General features: G+C 64.8%; 14 protein-coding genes. 6 read left to right on the top strand and 8 right to left on the bottom strand.

Translation table 11 applies throughout. From position 1 onward, the window contains the following. Window positions 1-58: 58 nt before the first annotated feature. Both rplK and rplA read left to right on the top strand, forming a co-directional pair. Window positions 59-496, top strand: a complete 438-nt coding sequence (gene rplK / locus BFL43_RS16915; RefSeq protein ID WP_084834297.1) for a 50S ribosomal protein L11 — start codon at window positions 59-61, stop codon at window positions 494-496. Window positions 497-578: 82 nt separating this feature from the next. Beyond that, window positions 579-1,289, top strand: a complete 711-nt coding sequence (gene rplA / locus BFL43_RS16910; protein WP_084893666.1) for a 50S ribosomal protein L1 — start codon at window positions 579-581, stop codon at window positions 1,287-1,289. A gap of 270 nt (window positions 1,290-1,559) precedes the next feature. Here the strand turns inward: rplA and BFL43_RS16905 are convergent, their stop codons facing one another. The 7 genes from BFL43_RS16905 to BFL43_RS16875 form a co-directional block, all read right to left on the bottom strand. Beyond that, on the bottom strand, window positions 1,560-2,558 hold the full coding sequence (locus BFL43_RS16905) for an LLM class flavin-dependent oxidoreductase (RefSeq protein ID WP_084893665.1): 999 nt from the start codon (window positions 2,556-2,558) through the stop codon (window positions 1,560-1,562). Between the two features lie 103 nt (window positions 2,559-2,661). Beyond that, window positions 2,662-3,273, bottom strand: coding sequence for a response regulator transcription factor (locus tag BFL43_RS16900; RefSeq protein WP_084893664.1), 612 nt, complete (start codon window positions 3,271-3,273; stop codon window positions 2,662-2,664). Continuing rightward, entirely contained in the window at window positions 3,270-4,451 is a 1,182-nt protein-coding gene (locus BFL43_RS16895; RefSeq protein ID WP_084893663.1) for a sensor histidine kinase, read from the bottom strand. Before BFL43_RS16895 ends, BFL43_RS16900 begins: the two co-directional genes overlap by 4 nt. Continuing rightward, window positions 4,448-5,938, bottom strand: a complete 1,491-nt coding sequence (locus tag BFL43_RS16890) for a carotenoid oxygenase family protein (protein WP_084893662.1) — start codon at window positions 5,936-5,938, stop codon at window positions 4,448-4,450. Before BFL43_RS16890 ends, BFL43_RS16895 begins: the two co-directional genes overlap by 4 nt. A 76-nt stretch (window positions 5,939-6,014) precedes the next feature. Beyond that, window positions 6,015-6,596 (bottom strand): flavin reductase family protein, encoded by a 582-nt coding sequence (locus BFL43_RS16885; protein WP_084893688.1) that lies wholly within the window; start codon window positions 6,594-6,596, stop codon window positions 6,015-6,017. A gap of 66 nt (window positions 6,597-6,662) precedes the next feature. After that, window positions 6,663-7,205: a dihydrofolate reductase family protein gene (locus BFL43_RS16880; protein WP_084893661.1), complete on the bottom strand. Its 543-nt coding sequence runs from the start codon at window positions 7,203-7,205 to the stop codon at window positions 6,663-6,665. An 8-nt stretch (window positions 7,206-7,213) separates the two neighbouring features. Next, window positions 7,214-7,789 (bottom strand): TetR/AcrR family transcriptional regulator, encoded by a 576-nt coding sequence (locus tag BFL43_RS16875; protein WP_084893660.1) that lies wholly within the window; start codon window positions 7,787-7,789, stop codon window positions 7,214-7,216. A 121-nt stretch (window positions 7,790-7,910) separates the two neighbouring features. On the opposite strand from BFL43_RS16875, the gene BFL43_RS16870 reads away from it, so the two are divergent. Together BFL43_RS16870 and BFL43_RS16865 are read left to right on the top strand one after the other, a co-directional pair. Beyond that, complete coding sequence (locus tag BFL43_RS16870; RefSeq protein ID WP_084893659.1) at window positions 7,911-8,732, top strand: DUF2786 domain-containing protein; 822 nt, start codon at window positions 7,911-7,913, stop codon at window positions 8,730-8,732. Window positions 8,733-8,742: 10 nt separating this feature from the next. Further along, window positions 8,743-9,255 carry a TIGR04338 family metallohydrolase gene (locus BFL43_RS16865; protein WP_084893658.1) on the top strand — a complete coding sequence of 171 codons (513 nt, stop codon included), beginning with the start codon at window positions 8,743-8,745 and terminating at the stop codon, window positions 9,253-9,255. 80 nt (window positions 9,256-9,335) lie between these two features. Here the strand turns inward: BFL43_RS16865 and BFL43_RS16860 are convergent, their stop codons facing one another. Next, window positions 9,336-11,249 carry a CocE/NonD family hydrolase gene (locus tag BFL43_RS16860; RefSeq protein ID WP_084893657.1) on the bottom strand — a complete coding sequence of 638 codons (1,914 nt, stop codon included), beginning with the start codon at window positions 11,247-11,249 and terminating at the stop codon, window positions 9,336-9,338. Between the two features lie 545 nt (window positions 11,250-11,794). Between BFL43_RS16860 and rplJ the strand changes: the two genes are divergently transcribed. After that, window positions 11,795-12,355 carry a 50S ribosomal protein L10 gene (gene rplJ / locus BFL43_RS16855; RefSeq protein WP_084893656.1) on the top strand — a complete coding sequence of 187 codons (561 nt, stop codon included), beginning with the start codon at window positions 11,795-11,797 and terminating at the stop codon, window positions 12,353-12,355. Between the two features lie 63 nt (window positions 12,356-12,418). After that, complete coding sequence (gene rplL / locus BFL43_RS16850) at window positions 12,419-12,802, top strand: 50S ribosomal protein L7/L12 (protein ID WP_084893655.1); 384 nt, start codon at window positions 12,419-12,421, stop codon at window positions 12,800-12,802. Window positions 12,803-12,865 lie beyond the last annotated feature (63 nt).

Here is a 12,865-nt window from a genome sequence, read left to right as displayed (position 1 = left end):
AACCGGGCTGAGTCAAGATTTTCAGCCCAAACGCAATCAATCAGAAACAGGGAAAAGGATGCCCCCCAAGAAGAAGAAGAAGATCTCCGGGATCATCAAGCTCCAGATCCAGGCAGGCGCCGCCAACCCGGCACCGCCCGTGGGTCCGGCACTTGGTCAGCACGGCGTGAACATCATGGAGTTCTGCAAGGCGTACAACGCTGCGACAGAAAGCCAGCGCGGCAATGTCGTGCCGGTGGAGATCTTCGTCTACGAAGATCGCTCCTTCGATTTCAAGCTGAAGACCCCGCCTGCGGCGAAGCTGCTGCTCAAGGCTGCTGGTCTGCAGAAGGGTTCGGGAGAGCCGCACAAGACCAAGGTCGGCAAGGTCACCATGGACCAGGTCCGTGAGATCGCCAAGACCAAGCAGGAAGACCTCAACGCCAACGACGTTGACCAGGCCGCCAAGATCATCGCCGGAACCGCCCGCTCCATGGGCATCACCGTCGAGGCCTGAGCTTCCAAACCAGCAAGCGTGGGAGGGCCGGCTCGGTCCGCACCACCAACCCGTACGAGTTGCGGAGAAAGAAAGAGCCAACATGAGCAAAACCAGTAAGGCATACAAGGCCGCTGCTGAGAAGGTCGACAAGTCCAAGCTCTACAGCCCGCTGGAGGCTGCGAAGCTTGCCAAGGAGACCGCCTCGACCAAGACCGACGCAACCGTCGAGGTTGCCGTTCGTCTCGGCGTCGATCCCCGCAAGGCAGACCAGATGGTGCGCGGCACCGTCAACCTGCCCCACGGCACCGGTAAGACCGCTCGCGTCATCGTGTTCGCGGCAGGCGACAAGGCCAACGAGGCCGTCGCAGCCGGAGCCGACGAGGTGGGCGCCGAAGATCTGATCGAGCGGATCCAGGGCGGGTGGCTCGACTTCGACGCCGCCATCGCGACCCCCGATCAGATGGCCAAGGTCGGCCGCATCGCCCGTGTCCTCGGACCGCGTGGCCTGATGCCGAACCCGAAGACGGGCACCGTCACCACCGACGTGACCAAGGCCGTCAACGAGATCAAGGGCGGAAAGATCAACTTCCGCGTCGACAAGGCAGCGAACCTGCACTTTGTCATCGGTAAGGCGTCGTTCGACCAGAAGCAGCTCGTCGAGAACTACGGCGCAGCCGTGGACGAGATCCTGCGTGCGAAGCCGTCGGCGGCCAAGGGCCGGTACCTCAAGAAGGTCACCGTCTCCACCACCACCGGACCGGGCATCCCGGTGGACCCGGCGGTCAACCGCAATTACCTCGAAGAGGACTGAGCAGTCTTCTTCTAGACCAGGTACAACAGTGCCGGGACTCCGTAACGGGGTCCCGGCACTGTGCTTTATTTGCTCGCTCCGCTCGCGGGGTCGTCGCGGCCCTGGGCGCACGTTCTTCCCTCGTCGATCGCATCGCTGCGCTCGCTCCTCCTCAGTCCAGAACGTGCGGGGCCGCGAGACCGTTGGGGTTGCCCTGCTTCGCTCGCTCGTCGTCAGTCCACACAACGCGGAGCCGCAAGCCGGGCGGGTCGGCCGTGAAGCCCTTACGGGCTAGACCTTCGCCGTCTTCATGGCTTCGGCGGTAAGTTCGAGGGACTTGAGCCGGCCCTCGGCGGTCACCGACTGATGCGCGACGATCACCTCGTCGGCCTGGGCCAACTCGGCGAAGTCTTCGAGGAACTCACGCACGTCAGCTCCGGTGCCGACCCCGGTGTACTTCATCATGTTGGCGATGCCCTGACCTTCACGGGTGGTGAGGAAGGCATCGATCTCTTCATCGCTGTAATGCGGGCTCGACGGTCCGCGTGAGATCAGCATGCGCACACGAATCCGGCGCAAGGCTTCGAAATCGCGGGCGGCGGCCTCGGGATCGTCGGCGGCGACAGCGTTCGCGCCTGCGATCACATACGGCTCGGACAGCTGACGCGACGGCTTGAAGTCGCGGCGATAGAGCGTGACCGCCTGCTGCAGGGCGTCGGGGGAGAAGTGCGAGGCAAACGCGTAGGGCAGGCCCAAGGCGGCAGCGAGCTGCGCTCCGAAGAGCGACGACCCGAGAATGTACAGCGGCACGTCGGTACCTGCGCCTGGGATGGCCTTGATGCCAGGGATGCGGGACTCGTCGCGCAGGTATCCCTGCAGTTCCAGCACGTCCTGCGGAAAGCTGTCGGCCGAACTGTGGTCCCGGCGCAGCGCACGCATCGTGGCCTGATCGCTGCCCGGCGCGCGGCCGAGTCCGAGGTCGATGCGTCCCGGATGCAGCGTCTCCAGGGTTCCGAACTGCTCGGCGATGGTCAGCGGTGCGTGGTTCGGCAACATGATGCCGCCCGCGCCGAGACGGATGGACTCGGTGTGCGCGGCGATGTGTGCGATCAGCACACTCGTCGCCGACGACGCGATGGACTCCATGTTGTGGTGCTCGGCGTACCAAACCCGCTTGTAGCCGTGTCGTTCCGCGGCGCGCGCCAGATCCACGCTTGCGGCGAAACTCTCCCGGGCGTTGTGTCCGGGAGAGATGGGAGCGAGGTCGAGAATGGAAAGAACCGGAGACATCCTGGTGGGCCTTCTTTGCTACTGAAGAATGGTGAAATGCTGACTAGCTCTACTCGTTGTGCAACGCATCGGGAGCTCGGTCCCTTCCCGAACCGGCGTTCTCTCAGGTCAGGTAGCCCAAGGTCATCGCGGTCGTCACCGCGGCTGTCCGATCTGAGACGTCGAGTTTGTTGAACGTCCGGATGAGGTGGGTCTTCACAGTGGCCTCGCTGATGTGCAGTTCGGCACCGATGTCAGCGTTGGTCATACCCCGGGCCACACACTGCAAGACCCCAACTTCGCGTTCGGTGAGGGCCGGACGCCGGGAGTGCCCGAGCAGTCGCCCCGCGACCGCAGGAGTGAGGACCGTCTCGCCCCGGGCGGCGGAGCGGATGGCGTCTGCCAGGAGCGCCCTAGACGTGTCCTTCAGGAGGTATCCCGCCGCCCCCGCCTCGATTGCTCGGAGGATGTCCGCGTCCGAATCGTAGGTGGTGAGCACCACGACGTTCACCTCCGGCAACCGCGAACGGATGGCGACGGTGGCCGCGACCCCATCGGTGCCGGGCATGCGCAGGTCCATCAGGACGACGTCGGGGTGCAGGTCGGCAGCGAGCAGGATCGCCTCATCGCCGGACCCCGTGTCGCCGACCACCTCGAGGTCGACCTCGGACTCGAGCATTCCTTGCAACCCCTCCCTCACGACGGGGTGGTCGTCGACGATCAGAACTCGGATCATAAGGGAACCCGCATCAGGATGGTCGTGCCGTGTCCGCCGGAGCTCTCGACGGTGACCGAGCCACCGAGCTGGGCTGCGCGATCGCGCATGCCCTGAAGTCCGAAGCCCTCCCTGGTCACTGTTGGGTCGAAGCCGATGCCGTTGTCCACCAACCGAAGACACACTGCATTGGTTTCGGTGGACAGTGTGATGCTGACTGCGGTGGCCTTCGCGTGCCGTCGGACGTTGCTCAACCCTTCTTGCGCAGCGCGCAGTAACGCGACTTCGGTGGCGGTGGGCAGAGCAGGTAGTGGCGACGGGTTCACCCTCACCGTCGTTCCGGTGGCGGCGGAGGCACTCTCCGCGTGCCGTGTGATCGCGTCGGCCAGCGAGTCTTGCGAACCGAGGGAGGGTGTCAGTTCGGCAACCATGACCCGTGCCTCCGCGAGGTTCTCGCGGGCGGTGGACTCGATCAGGCCCAGCCGTCGCCGCGCGGGACCGTCGGCGGGGATATCTCGGTCGAGGGCCTGTGCGAGCGCGATGATGCTGGTGAAGCCCTGTGCGATGGTGTCGTGGATCTCGCGGGCCAGGCGGGCACGTTCGGTGGCGACCCCCGCTTCACGGGACAGTTGCTCCACCTGACCGCGACTGGTCTCGAGTTCGTGCAGGAGAAGTGATTGTGCGCGATTGCTTTCCGTGGACCACGTGATCGCGACGCCGATCAGGGGGCTGATCACCACCGAAATCGCCGAGATCACCAGCGCAAGGGTGAAGTGGTCGGATCCGACGCCGTCTGCCACCACCACGAGGGTCACCGGCGCCAGGCTGATCACGGCGCTGGCGATCACAGCGGCGGGGATCGGCAGGCTGCGGAAGAGCAGTGGATAGATGGCGGGCAGCATGACCAATGCCCCAGGTGCCAGCCACAGCGCAACCACGAACGCCGACATCACCGCCGTTGCGTAGGCGACCGGGCCCGGGCCGTAGGAATGGGAACCCTCCCAGCGCCCACCAAAGGCCATGGCGCAAAGGCTGATTGCGATCAGGACAGCCGCAGCCGCGTACTCGTTGCCGGGGAAGTTGTCGTCGAGAACGAATACCATCGCCACCGCGACCACCGAGACCGCTGCGACGTAGACGTCCCACACCCGAGTGGAGGGGCCCGTTCGGGGCCCGACTGCTGGCTCGAGGCCGATCATCGTTCGACTGTAGCCTCCGCCGGAATCCAGTTGCCGTGAAACCCGTTCGGTACCCGCGTCGGCAAGTGGATGCGGGCGACGGCCTCGAGGGTGGTGGCGTCGAGGATGACGAGGTCGCTGCGATTGCTGGACCCGTCGTACACAAAACCCATGAGTACGCCGTCGTCCTCGGCTGCCTCGGGGTCACCGGCGACGAAAACGAATTCGCCGGGTTGGGTGCCAGGGCCGAAACCGGTGGTCTGCGACGTCTGCTGCACCAGGTCGTGCTTGAACAACATCTGCGGGCGTTCGACTTCGCCGACGGCCGCCGCGTCGAACCCGACGGTGTAGCCGAACCGATGCGGCTGTCCGAGCAGTCGTTCGTCGATCCGCGGGAATTCTTGGCCGCGGTCGTCGATTCGTTCCTGCCGGACCGCGCCGGTGTGGAGGTCCAGACTCCAACGCTCTAGTGTCGGCGAGGCATCGAACGGAAGGGAACTGCCCTCGTAACTGGTCGGGAAGCACGGTGCCTCCAGGACGACGACGTTGCCGTTCTCGTACGCGTTGAGCGTGTGGTAGATGAAGCAGCCATCGATCGAGAACCAACGGAGGTCGGCAGCGGATCCGCCGCGGGGCAGGACGCCGAACCGAGCCTCGTGATTTTGATCCCAGCGGTAGGGCCAATTGACGTCGGGACTCATCCGGGCCGATCCACGCCACAGCATGTCGGAGATCATGTCGGGCACCGGATGCCGGCGGGCGAGCCGGCCCAGCGCTCGGCCTGCGAGTTTGTGTGCGAGTGACGAGCCGAGGGCGCGAACATTCAGCACCACGGGCAGATCGAACACGATGACGTGGTGTTCGGTGAGGGCGAAATCGTGCATCATGGTGTTGTCCGGCAAGGGGATGTCCACGACGTGGTTGATCCGGCCATCGACGCCGGCGACCGTGTAGCGAACTGCGGGGCCACCCAACGGTGAGTACGAGATGGCGTGAAGCTCACCGGTTTTGGGGTCGGTCTTCGGATGGCCGGTGTAACCGCCGCGGAGGGTTCCGCAGAAGTCGAAGGACCCGACGGTGTCGAGGTCGTCCGTGAGTTCGTAGGCCGTGGCGCCGCCTTCCACCACGGCGAGGGTGCGTCCGGCATGCGCGATGACGTTGGTGTTGGCGGGAAAGTCGAAGCCGGCGCGATGGGTGCCGCCGGGCCACCGTTCGCCGAGTCTCCGCGAGATATCCGCAGAACGGACCCAGCGGTTCCGGTACCACAAAGCGCGGCCCCCAGAGATTCTCAGACCGTGGGTCATCCCGTCGCCGAGGAACCACTCGTATCGGGCAGGGTCGATGGTGCCCAACGGATTCGGCCCAATCCTGACGTATCGGCCATCGAGGAAGTCGGGAATGCGTCCCGTCACGGGGAGATCGGTCTCGGTGATCTCGCGGTCGACGGGCGCGTAGTTGCCCGTTAAATAAGGGTGTGCGTCAACGGTGGGGTGCGTCTGCAGTGCCATGAATTGATCATTCGTGGAGCGGCCTCTCGGCAACACCACCGAAGGGTTGACTGCTACCGTCAACCGCCCGGTTGACCTACTGCGGTCGTTCGAGCTCGACGACCTTGCTCGGCAGACCCCACTCGGAGCGGCCGAGGCGGGCCAACGGAGCGAGCTTGGCGAAGTCCGGATGACCGTCGGCGGCAGCCACCGCGGGATTGACCGTGACTGCCACGACCTTGCCCATCACCACCTGTGAGTTACCGATCTGGAGGATCTGGAACAGCTCGCACTCGATGGCGACCGGACTGTCGCGTACCCGTAGGCAGTCGACGACCGTCGCCGGTGCCGAAGCGACGCCGACCGCCTCGAACTCGTTGATGTCCTCGTCGAAGCCGGCAGAGGTCGCATTGACCTGCTGCATCATCGGTTCGGTCGCCACGTTGATGACGTACTGCTTCGTGGCCGCGGCATTGTCGGCGCTGTGTTTGCCGCCGACCGCGGTGAACTGCACGATCAGCGGATCGGTAGAGCTGACGGAGAAGAAACTGAACGGCGCGAGGTTGTCGACGCCATCGGCATTACGCGAGGACACCCACGCGATCGGCCGCGGGACGATGGACGCGGTGATCAGCTTGTAGAAGTCCCTCGTCGAGGTGTTGTCGTGGTCGTAGAGGATGCGCTCGGCTGCGGCCGGATTCGGATCTGAGGTCACCTGACCAGCATGGCATCTGGGACGCAGTGCTCAGTCGGTGACTCGGTAGACGGACTGCGTGATGCCCTGTCCCAGCGTGGTCGACCGCAGCAGTTCCAGCGATACGTCGTGATCGATGTCCCCGAACAGCGGTAGCCCCGAGCCGAGGATGACCGGGATCGTGGTGATGGTGAGTTCTGTGATGAGGCCACGTTGCAGAAAGCTCGTGATCAGGCGTCCGCCATCGGCATAGAGATGATGGATGTTCTCGGCCGCCGCGGCGTCGAGCAACTCGTCGATCGAGCGGTGGACGGTGACGCGATCGTCGACATGGGGGTCCAACCGTGAACTCAGCACCAGCACGCGCCGGCCGGTGTACGGCCACTCGTCGAACGTGGTCCCGATCTCGTAGGTGCCCCGGCCCATGGCAATCGCGCCGGTGGTCTCGATGAAGGCGTCGTAACCGCTCTCGCCGATGTCCTGGCTGCGGCTCAGCAGCCAGTCGATGTCGCCGTCGGTGCGGGCGATGTAGCCGTCGAGGCTGGTGGCGATGAAGACAGCGCCGGTGACGGTGGATACCGGGGCGGTGGTCATGGGATTCCTCATTTCCAGGTGGTGGTCAGTCGCTCGAACTCGTCGTCGAGGATCGCGGTGAGAGAGCCGTGCGGCTGCACGGTCCAGGCCAGGAACGTGCCTTCCAACAGGGCGAACAGGGTGCGGGCGGCGACGGCCGGTTCGAGCGTGCGGGGAAACTCTCCCGCGTCGATGCCCTGGGCGACGACGCCTGCCAGTTGCTGACGTTTGCGTTCCCAGCCCAGTCCCAGCAGCCGGGTGAGCTCGGGGTCGCCGAGGTCCATCGCGAGCGAGGACACATGGTTGGCCGCGTTCGAGATCTGATCGCTGTCGGCGTAAGAACCCACAGACAGTCGTCGGAGGGCGTCGAGGGCGCTTTCGCCGGCGCCGAAGTGGGGGGTCTCGTCGATGGAATCGACCCAGCGCTGGGACGAGGCGAGTAGTACCGCCCGTTTCGACCCGAATCGTTTGACGAGTGTGGGAGCGGAGACCCCGGCTTCCTGAGCTGCGAGTTCGAGGGTGAACCGGGCGGAGCCCACCCGCGCGAGGACGGCGTCGGCGGCGTCGAGCAGTTGCTCGTCGGTGTGTAGCCGGGGACGGACCATGGAGTTAGTAAACCAGAATTGCCTAACTCAGCCGAGGCCCTTTCTCCACAGTTCTGGTGCCATCCACAGACTGAGCCTCCGCGTCGGCACAGTGTCGGCCGGGACGCCTAGGGTTGATCACGTGCAAGACGACAAACTCCTGACCCGGATCTCCGGGTTGTTGCGGCAGGCCGAAGGCACCGACAACGAACACGAGGCCCAGGCCTTCATGCAGGCGGCGCAGCGACTAGCCACCGCGGCGTCCATCGATCTGGCTGTGGCCCGAGCCCACGCCGGCGGCAACCGCCGGGTCACCCCTGAGCAGCGCAACATTGCGATCGGTGCGGCGGGCAAACGGGGACTGCGCACCTACGTGCAGCTGTTCGTCGCGATCGCCCGCGCGAACGACATCACCTGCGATGTCGCGAGCAACTCGACGTTCGTCTACGCCTACGGGTTTCCCGGCGACATCGACACCTGTGAGGCGCTGTACAGCTCATTGGTGGTGCAGATGGTCGCCGCGAGCGACGGCTACCTGAAGTCGGGTGCGTACAAAGGTGAGACGTTCGCCCGCGTCGTGACCGAGCGTCGTGGCTGGGTGTCGCGGCGGGTCGTCGAGGAGAAGCCGCTCTCGCCGATCACCGCGCGCCTGAACTTCCAGTCGGCGTTCGCCGAACGGATCGGTAAGCGGCTGGCTCAGGCGCGCGACGAAGCGCGGGCGCAGGCCGTGGCAGACGACGGCGGAAAGACCGATTCGGGAACGGCGCTGGTGTTACGCAACAAGGAGATTGAGGTCCGCGATTTCCACCAGGAGACCTCGACGGCCCGCGGTACCTGGCAGTCGCAGAGCGCGTCGGCTGGGTACTCGGAGGGTGCACGCCGCGCGGGGGACCGGGCCGGGCGCCGAGCTCGCATCGGCGACGACGCGCAGCTCGACGGAACCCACGGGGCACTCGAGGCGTGACCGTTCGCCGATGACGGAACGAGACAGTCAGCGTTCGGCGCTCTACGCGGCGGAACGATTGGTGCACAACGTGTTCGAAAGGGCGAGTGCCGGTTCGGGCGCGCTGACGATTGCCGGGACGTCCATGACCTTGCCGCCGGAGGCGAGGTTCGGATCGGTGGAGTCGGTGCGTTCCTACGTGGACAGTGTGCTCGCCCTGACCACGGTGGCTTCGAAGTTTCCGCGGGCCCAGGTGCCGGTCAGTGTCCGCACCAGACGCGGCCAGCGGCAGGCCCACTACGAATACAACCCGGCCGGTGGCGCCGGGGTCATCGCTGTTCCCGTCGCCGACGATCGCTGGGCCATGCGCGAGCTCGTCGTGCTCCACGAGCTGGCCCACCATCTGAGTCCGGGCTCGGCGATGGACAAACACGGTCCACAATTTGCCGGCACGCTCATCGACCTGGTCGGTTTGGTTCTGGGCCCCGAGGCAGCCCTCGTCTACCGAGTCACTTTCGGCGACAGCGGCATCGAAGTGGCATGACGGTGGCACAAATGCACACCGTTCAGTCATTTGCACACGTTCAAACGTCTGCAAATGACTGAAGCGTGTGCATTTGCGCGCTACAAACCCTGGAAGGTGAGGTAGCTCTGGTGGTAGGGGTCGAGGACCACTTTCTGGGACCGCCAGCCCGACTTGATCAGGTCGGGGACCACCGCGAGGAAGCGGGGCATGCTCGCTGCGTAGATGTTGATCCGAAGCCGGTGGCCCTCTTCGATGATCGCGTCGGTGGGGACCAGGTCGATGTCGAGATCGATAGGGGAGTTGGGGGTCACCTTCAGCTTGCGCTTCTTGCTCAGCGGATGGTGGGCCACCAGAAGTGAGCCGTCCTCGGCGTATTCGCAGAGTCCGGGATCGAGGGACCTGTTCGAGGCGGTCAGCGAACCGTTGGTCAGGACCGTCGACGTCCCGTCGGGGGCGACATCGTTGAGAGTGATGGCCCACAGCGCCTCGTGACCACCGCAGTTGGTGCGCAGGTGCAGGTTCATCGACCCCGAGATCTGCATCGCCTCGGACATCGGCTCGGTGGTGAAGGTCAGCGCGCCGACCTCCTGGAACTTCGCCTTGGTGGTGAACGAGCCGCCGAGGAGCATGGTCGCGCCGGCTGTCACCTGGGTCATGTCGCGGGAGATGAACCCGCGCGCATCCGCCCGCAGCTTCAGCTCGCCCGCAGTGGAATTGACGCCGGCGCCGAGGCTGCCGTCGTGCCTGCTGTGCTTCGCGGTATGCGACGACGCCGGGGAGAGATACAGCCGCTGCACCCGAGCGTCTTTGCGGGGGAACGACTCTCCGGACGTCCAGGACCCGCCCTGCTGTTGCAGGGTCACGGGGCCGTACTCGTCGACACCGTTGTCGAGGCCCTTGAGCCACTTGTCGAACCAGGCGCGCTCGAGCACGTCGACGCGCGGCGGGGCGATGCGCTTGCCGAATCCGCGGCCGGCGTCGAGGTGATAGCCGTCCGCCATGACCAGTTGCTTCTGCCCTGGTTGCAGGTTCAGCTGGTTGTAGATACGGGTCGCGCTGCGTCCGAACAGGTCGTGCCACCCGCCGAAGACGAACGTCGGCGCGGTGATCATGTCGATCTTCGGGTCACGCTCGTCGAAGTAGGGGTCGTCGTAGATGCGGGGATCGCGGCCGGTGAGGAAACCCCATGCCAGAGAACCGATCTCGGTGGCGGGAGAGGCCACCCGGTCCTTCAGCCAGCGCACGCCGTTGGTGCTGAACGCGTCCGCCAGAGCCGCAGACGGGTTGGGGAGCCACTTGAGCATGTTCACCCCGGCCAGCCAGATCGGGATGAACGCGGACGGGGCGCCACCGGTGATGTAGATGTCCCGCACGATGTCTTCGCATCCCTCGACCGCGAAGACCGCCTTGAGGTGCGGCGAACCGTTGCCGGCGGCCTGCAGTGAATTGATGGCGGAGTACGACCAGCCGGCCATCCCCACATTGCCGTCGCACCACGACTGATCGACTGCCCAGTCGATGACCTCGATGGAGTCGCGCTGTTCGCGTTCTCCGAGGATCTGCCATCGACCGTGCGAGGCGCCGGTGCCGCGCACATCGACGACCAGTTGGACGTATCCGCTCTGTACGAGCTTGCGGTTGATGCCGAAGACGTCGAGGGTGCCGCCGGAGATCGGAGGCAACGGCAAGTGGTGGGTGGTCTGGTCGATGAGGTCGAGTACGGCGCGGTTGTAAGGATTGATCGTCACCACGGTGGGCATCGGTGCTTCCACGATCCGGCCGGCGGCGTCGATCGGCCGGACCAGCGTTGCGCGCAGGCGTACCCCGTCGCTCATCGTCAGATGCAGGGAACGATCGATGGAGACCTTCGGGAACTCCGGCTGCCCGTCGACCTGCTCGCGCCACCAGAGTGCGTTGGCGCCACCGGTCGGGTCGCCGAGGGGGAGTGTCGGGGCGCTTCGCGGCGAGGGTGCTCTGCCCGTGCGTTCGTAAGGACTGATCTGGTAGACCATGGCCGCTACCTCTCCGCTGGGGAGTGAGGCCACGCCAAGCGCGAATTACTCGGTGCGTAACCGAGTAATCGCAGGTCGCGGCAACACTCCGTCGTGTTGCTGCCAGTGCTGTTGGTGCTACTAGTGGTTCGTGACCGACCTCACACTGGACTGGTTCGGTTCAACGTACCCGAGCGGGTGTTCGGTCGCGACCTTTGGGGTGTTCCGCCGTCACACCTTGATCCTGACGTGGCTGATTTGTAACCAGCGACCCACTGCCGGTAGTGTGAGCGCTTGGTGTTCGCAGGTCATATGCCCGCGGACGTCAGTTCAACCAGAGACCGTTGGTCACCGGGGCGCGACTATCGCGAGCCGGCCGAAGGCCCGACACATCGTCGGCGGCCCACGCAGGGAGAACGAGGAATCACCGCTGCAATGCTCTGCCATTGAAGCTCGTGTGCGCCCCGTGCCCTGTGCCGGGGCGTTTGTCGTTGGTGGGGTCAGCGGCCGTTCACGAGACTCGCGCTCCTACGTGCCAACCGACACGTCATGAGAGGAGGCGAAGTATGGCAAATAGTGAAAAGGTCACCGCGGTTGCGGAGATCACCGAGCAGTTCAAGGGAGCCACTGCGGCAGTCGTCACGGAATACCGTGGTCTGACCGTCAAGCAGATCTCGGACTTGCGTCGCTCACTGGGCGAAGGTGCTGTTTACTCCGTCGCCAAGAACACCCTGGTCAAGCGCGCTGCTGCTGATGCGGGCGTGGCCGGTCTGGACGAGCTGTTCACTGGTCCCACTGCAATTGCCTTCATCGAAGGTGAACCCGTTGTGGCGGCCAAGGCGATCAAGAACTTCGCCAAGGACAACAAGGCCCTCATCATCAAGGGTGGATTCATGGACGGCCGCGCGCTGTCTGTGGACGAGGTCAATCAGATCGCTGACCTCGAAACCCGTGAGGTACTCCTTGCAAAGCTCGCCGGTGCCATGAAGGGCAACTTGGCAAAGGCTGCGGGTCTGTTCAATCAGCCCGCTTCCCAGGTCGCACGTCTTGCGGCCGCACTGCAAGAGAAGAAAGCTGCCTCCGGCGGCGAAGAAGCCGCGGCCGCACCCGCAGAAGCGGCCGAATAAAACCCCAACACCTCCCTGGCCGCGTCACCCTGCGGCCGTGGAAAGAACGAAAGGATTGCCCACATGGCAAAGCTCTCCGCTGACGAGCTCATCGATCAGTTCAAGGAATTGACCCTGCTGGAACTCAGCGACTTCGTGAAGAAGTTCGAAGATGTCTTCGAGGTCACCGCTGCTGCTCCCGTCGCCGTCGCCGCTGCCGGTGCACCGGCCGCTGCTGAAGCTGCTGTCGAGCAGGACGAGTTCGACGTCGTGCTCGAGTCGGCCGGCGACAAGAAGATCCAGGTCATCAAGGTCGTCCGCGAGGTCGTCTCGGGACTGGGTCTGAAGGAAGCCAAGGATCTCGTCGAGTCCGCTCCCAAGGCGATCCTCGAGAAGATCGACAAGGATGCCGCCGAGGCAGCCAAGACCAAGCTCGAAGAGGCCGGCGCCAAGGTTTCGGTCAAGTAAGACCGTTTTCTTCGCTCTACTCTCCACGATGGCCCGCAGCGTTTGCTGCGGGCCATCGTGCTG

This window comes from Williamsia sp. 1135, from assembly GCF_002095395.1.
Lineage (GTDB): Bacteria > Actinomycetota > Actinomycetes > Mycobacteriales > Mycobacteriaceae > Williamsia.
This window is presented reverse-complemented; position numbering and strand designations above follow the sequence as displayed.

Coding starts and splice junctions, on each gene's coding strand:
- rplJ (WP_084893656.1), top strand. CDS start 11,795: ATGGCAAATAGTGAAAAGGTCACCGCGGTTGCGGAGATCACCGAGCAG.
- BFL43_RS16900 (WP_084893664.1), bottom strand. CDS start 3,273: ATGATCCGAGTTCTGATCGTCGACGACCACCCCGTCGTGAGGGAGGGG.
- BFL43_RS16880 (WP_084893661.1), bottom strand. CDS start 7,205: ATGACCACCGCCCCGGTATCCACCGTCACCGGCGCTGTCTTCATCGCC.
- rplL (WP_084893655.1), top strand. CDS start 12,419: ATGGCAAAGCTCTCCGCTGACGAGCTCATCGATCAGTTCAAGGAATTG.
- rplA (WP_084893666.1), top strand. CDS start 579: ATGAGCAAAACCAGTAAGGCATACAAGGCCGCTGCTGAGAAGGTCGAC.
- BFL43_RS16860 (WP_084893657.1), bottom strand. CDS start 11,249: ATGGTCTACCAGATCAGTCCTTACGAACGCACGGGCAGAGCACCCTCG.
- BFL43_RS16875 (WP_084893660.1), bottom strand. CDS start 7,789: ATGGTCCGTCCCCGGCTACACACCGACGAGCAACTGCTCGACGCCGCC.
- BFL43_RS16895 (WP_084893663.1), bottom strand. CDS start 4,451: ATGATCGGCCTCGAGCCAGCAGTCGGGCCCCGAACGGGCCCCTCCACT.
- BFL43_RS16905 (WP_084893665.1), bottom strand. CDS start 2,558: ATGTCTCCGGTTCTTTCCATTCTCGACCTCGCTCCCATCTCTCCCGGA.
- BFL43_RS16865 (WP_084893658.1), top strand. CDS start 8,743: ATGACGGAACGAGACAGTCAGCGTTCGGCGCTCTACGCGGCGGAACGA.
- BFL43_RS16890 (WP_084893662.1), bottom strand. CDS start 5,938: ATGGCACTGCAGACGCACCCCACCGTTGACGCACACCCTTATTTAACG.
- rplK (WP_084834297.1), top strand. CDS start 59: ATGCCCCCCAAGAAGAAGAAGAAGATCTCCGGGATCATCAAGCTCCAG.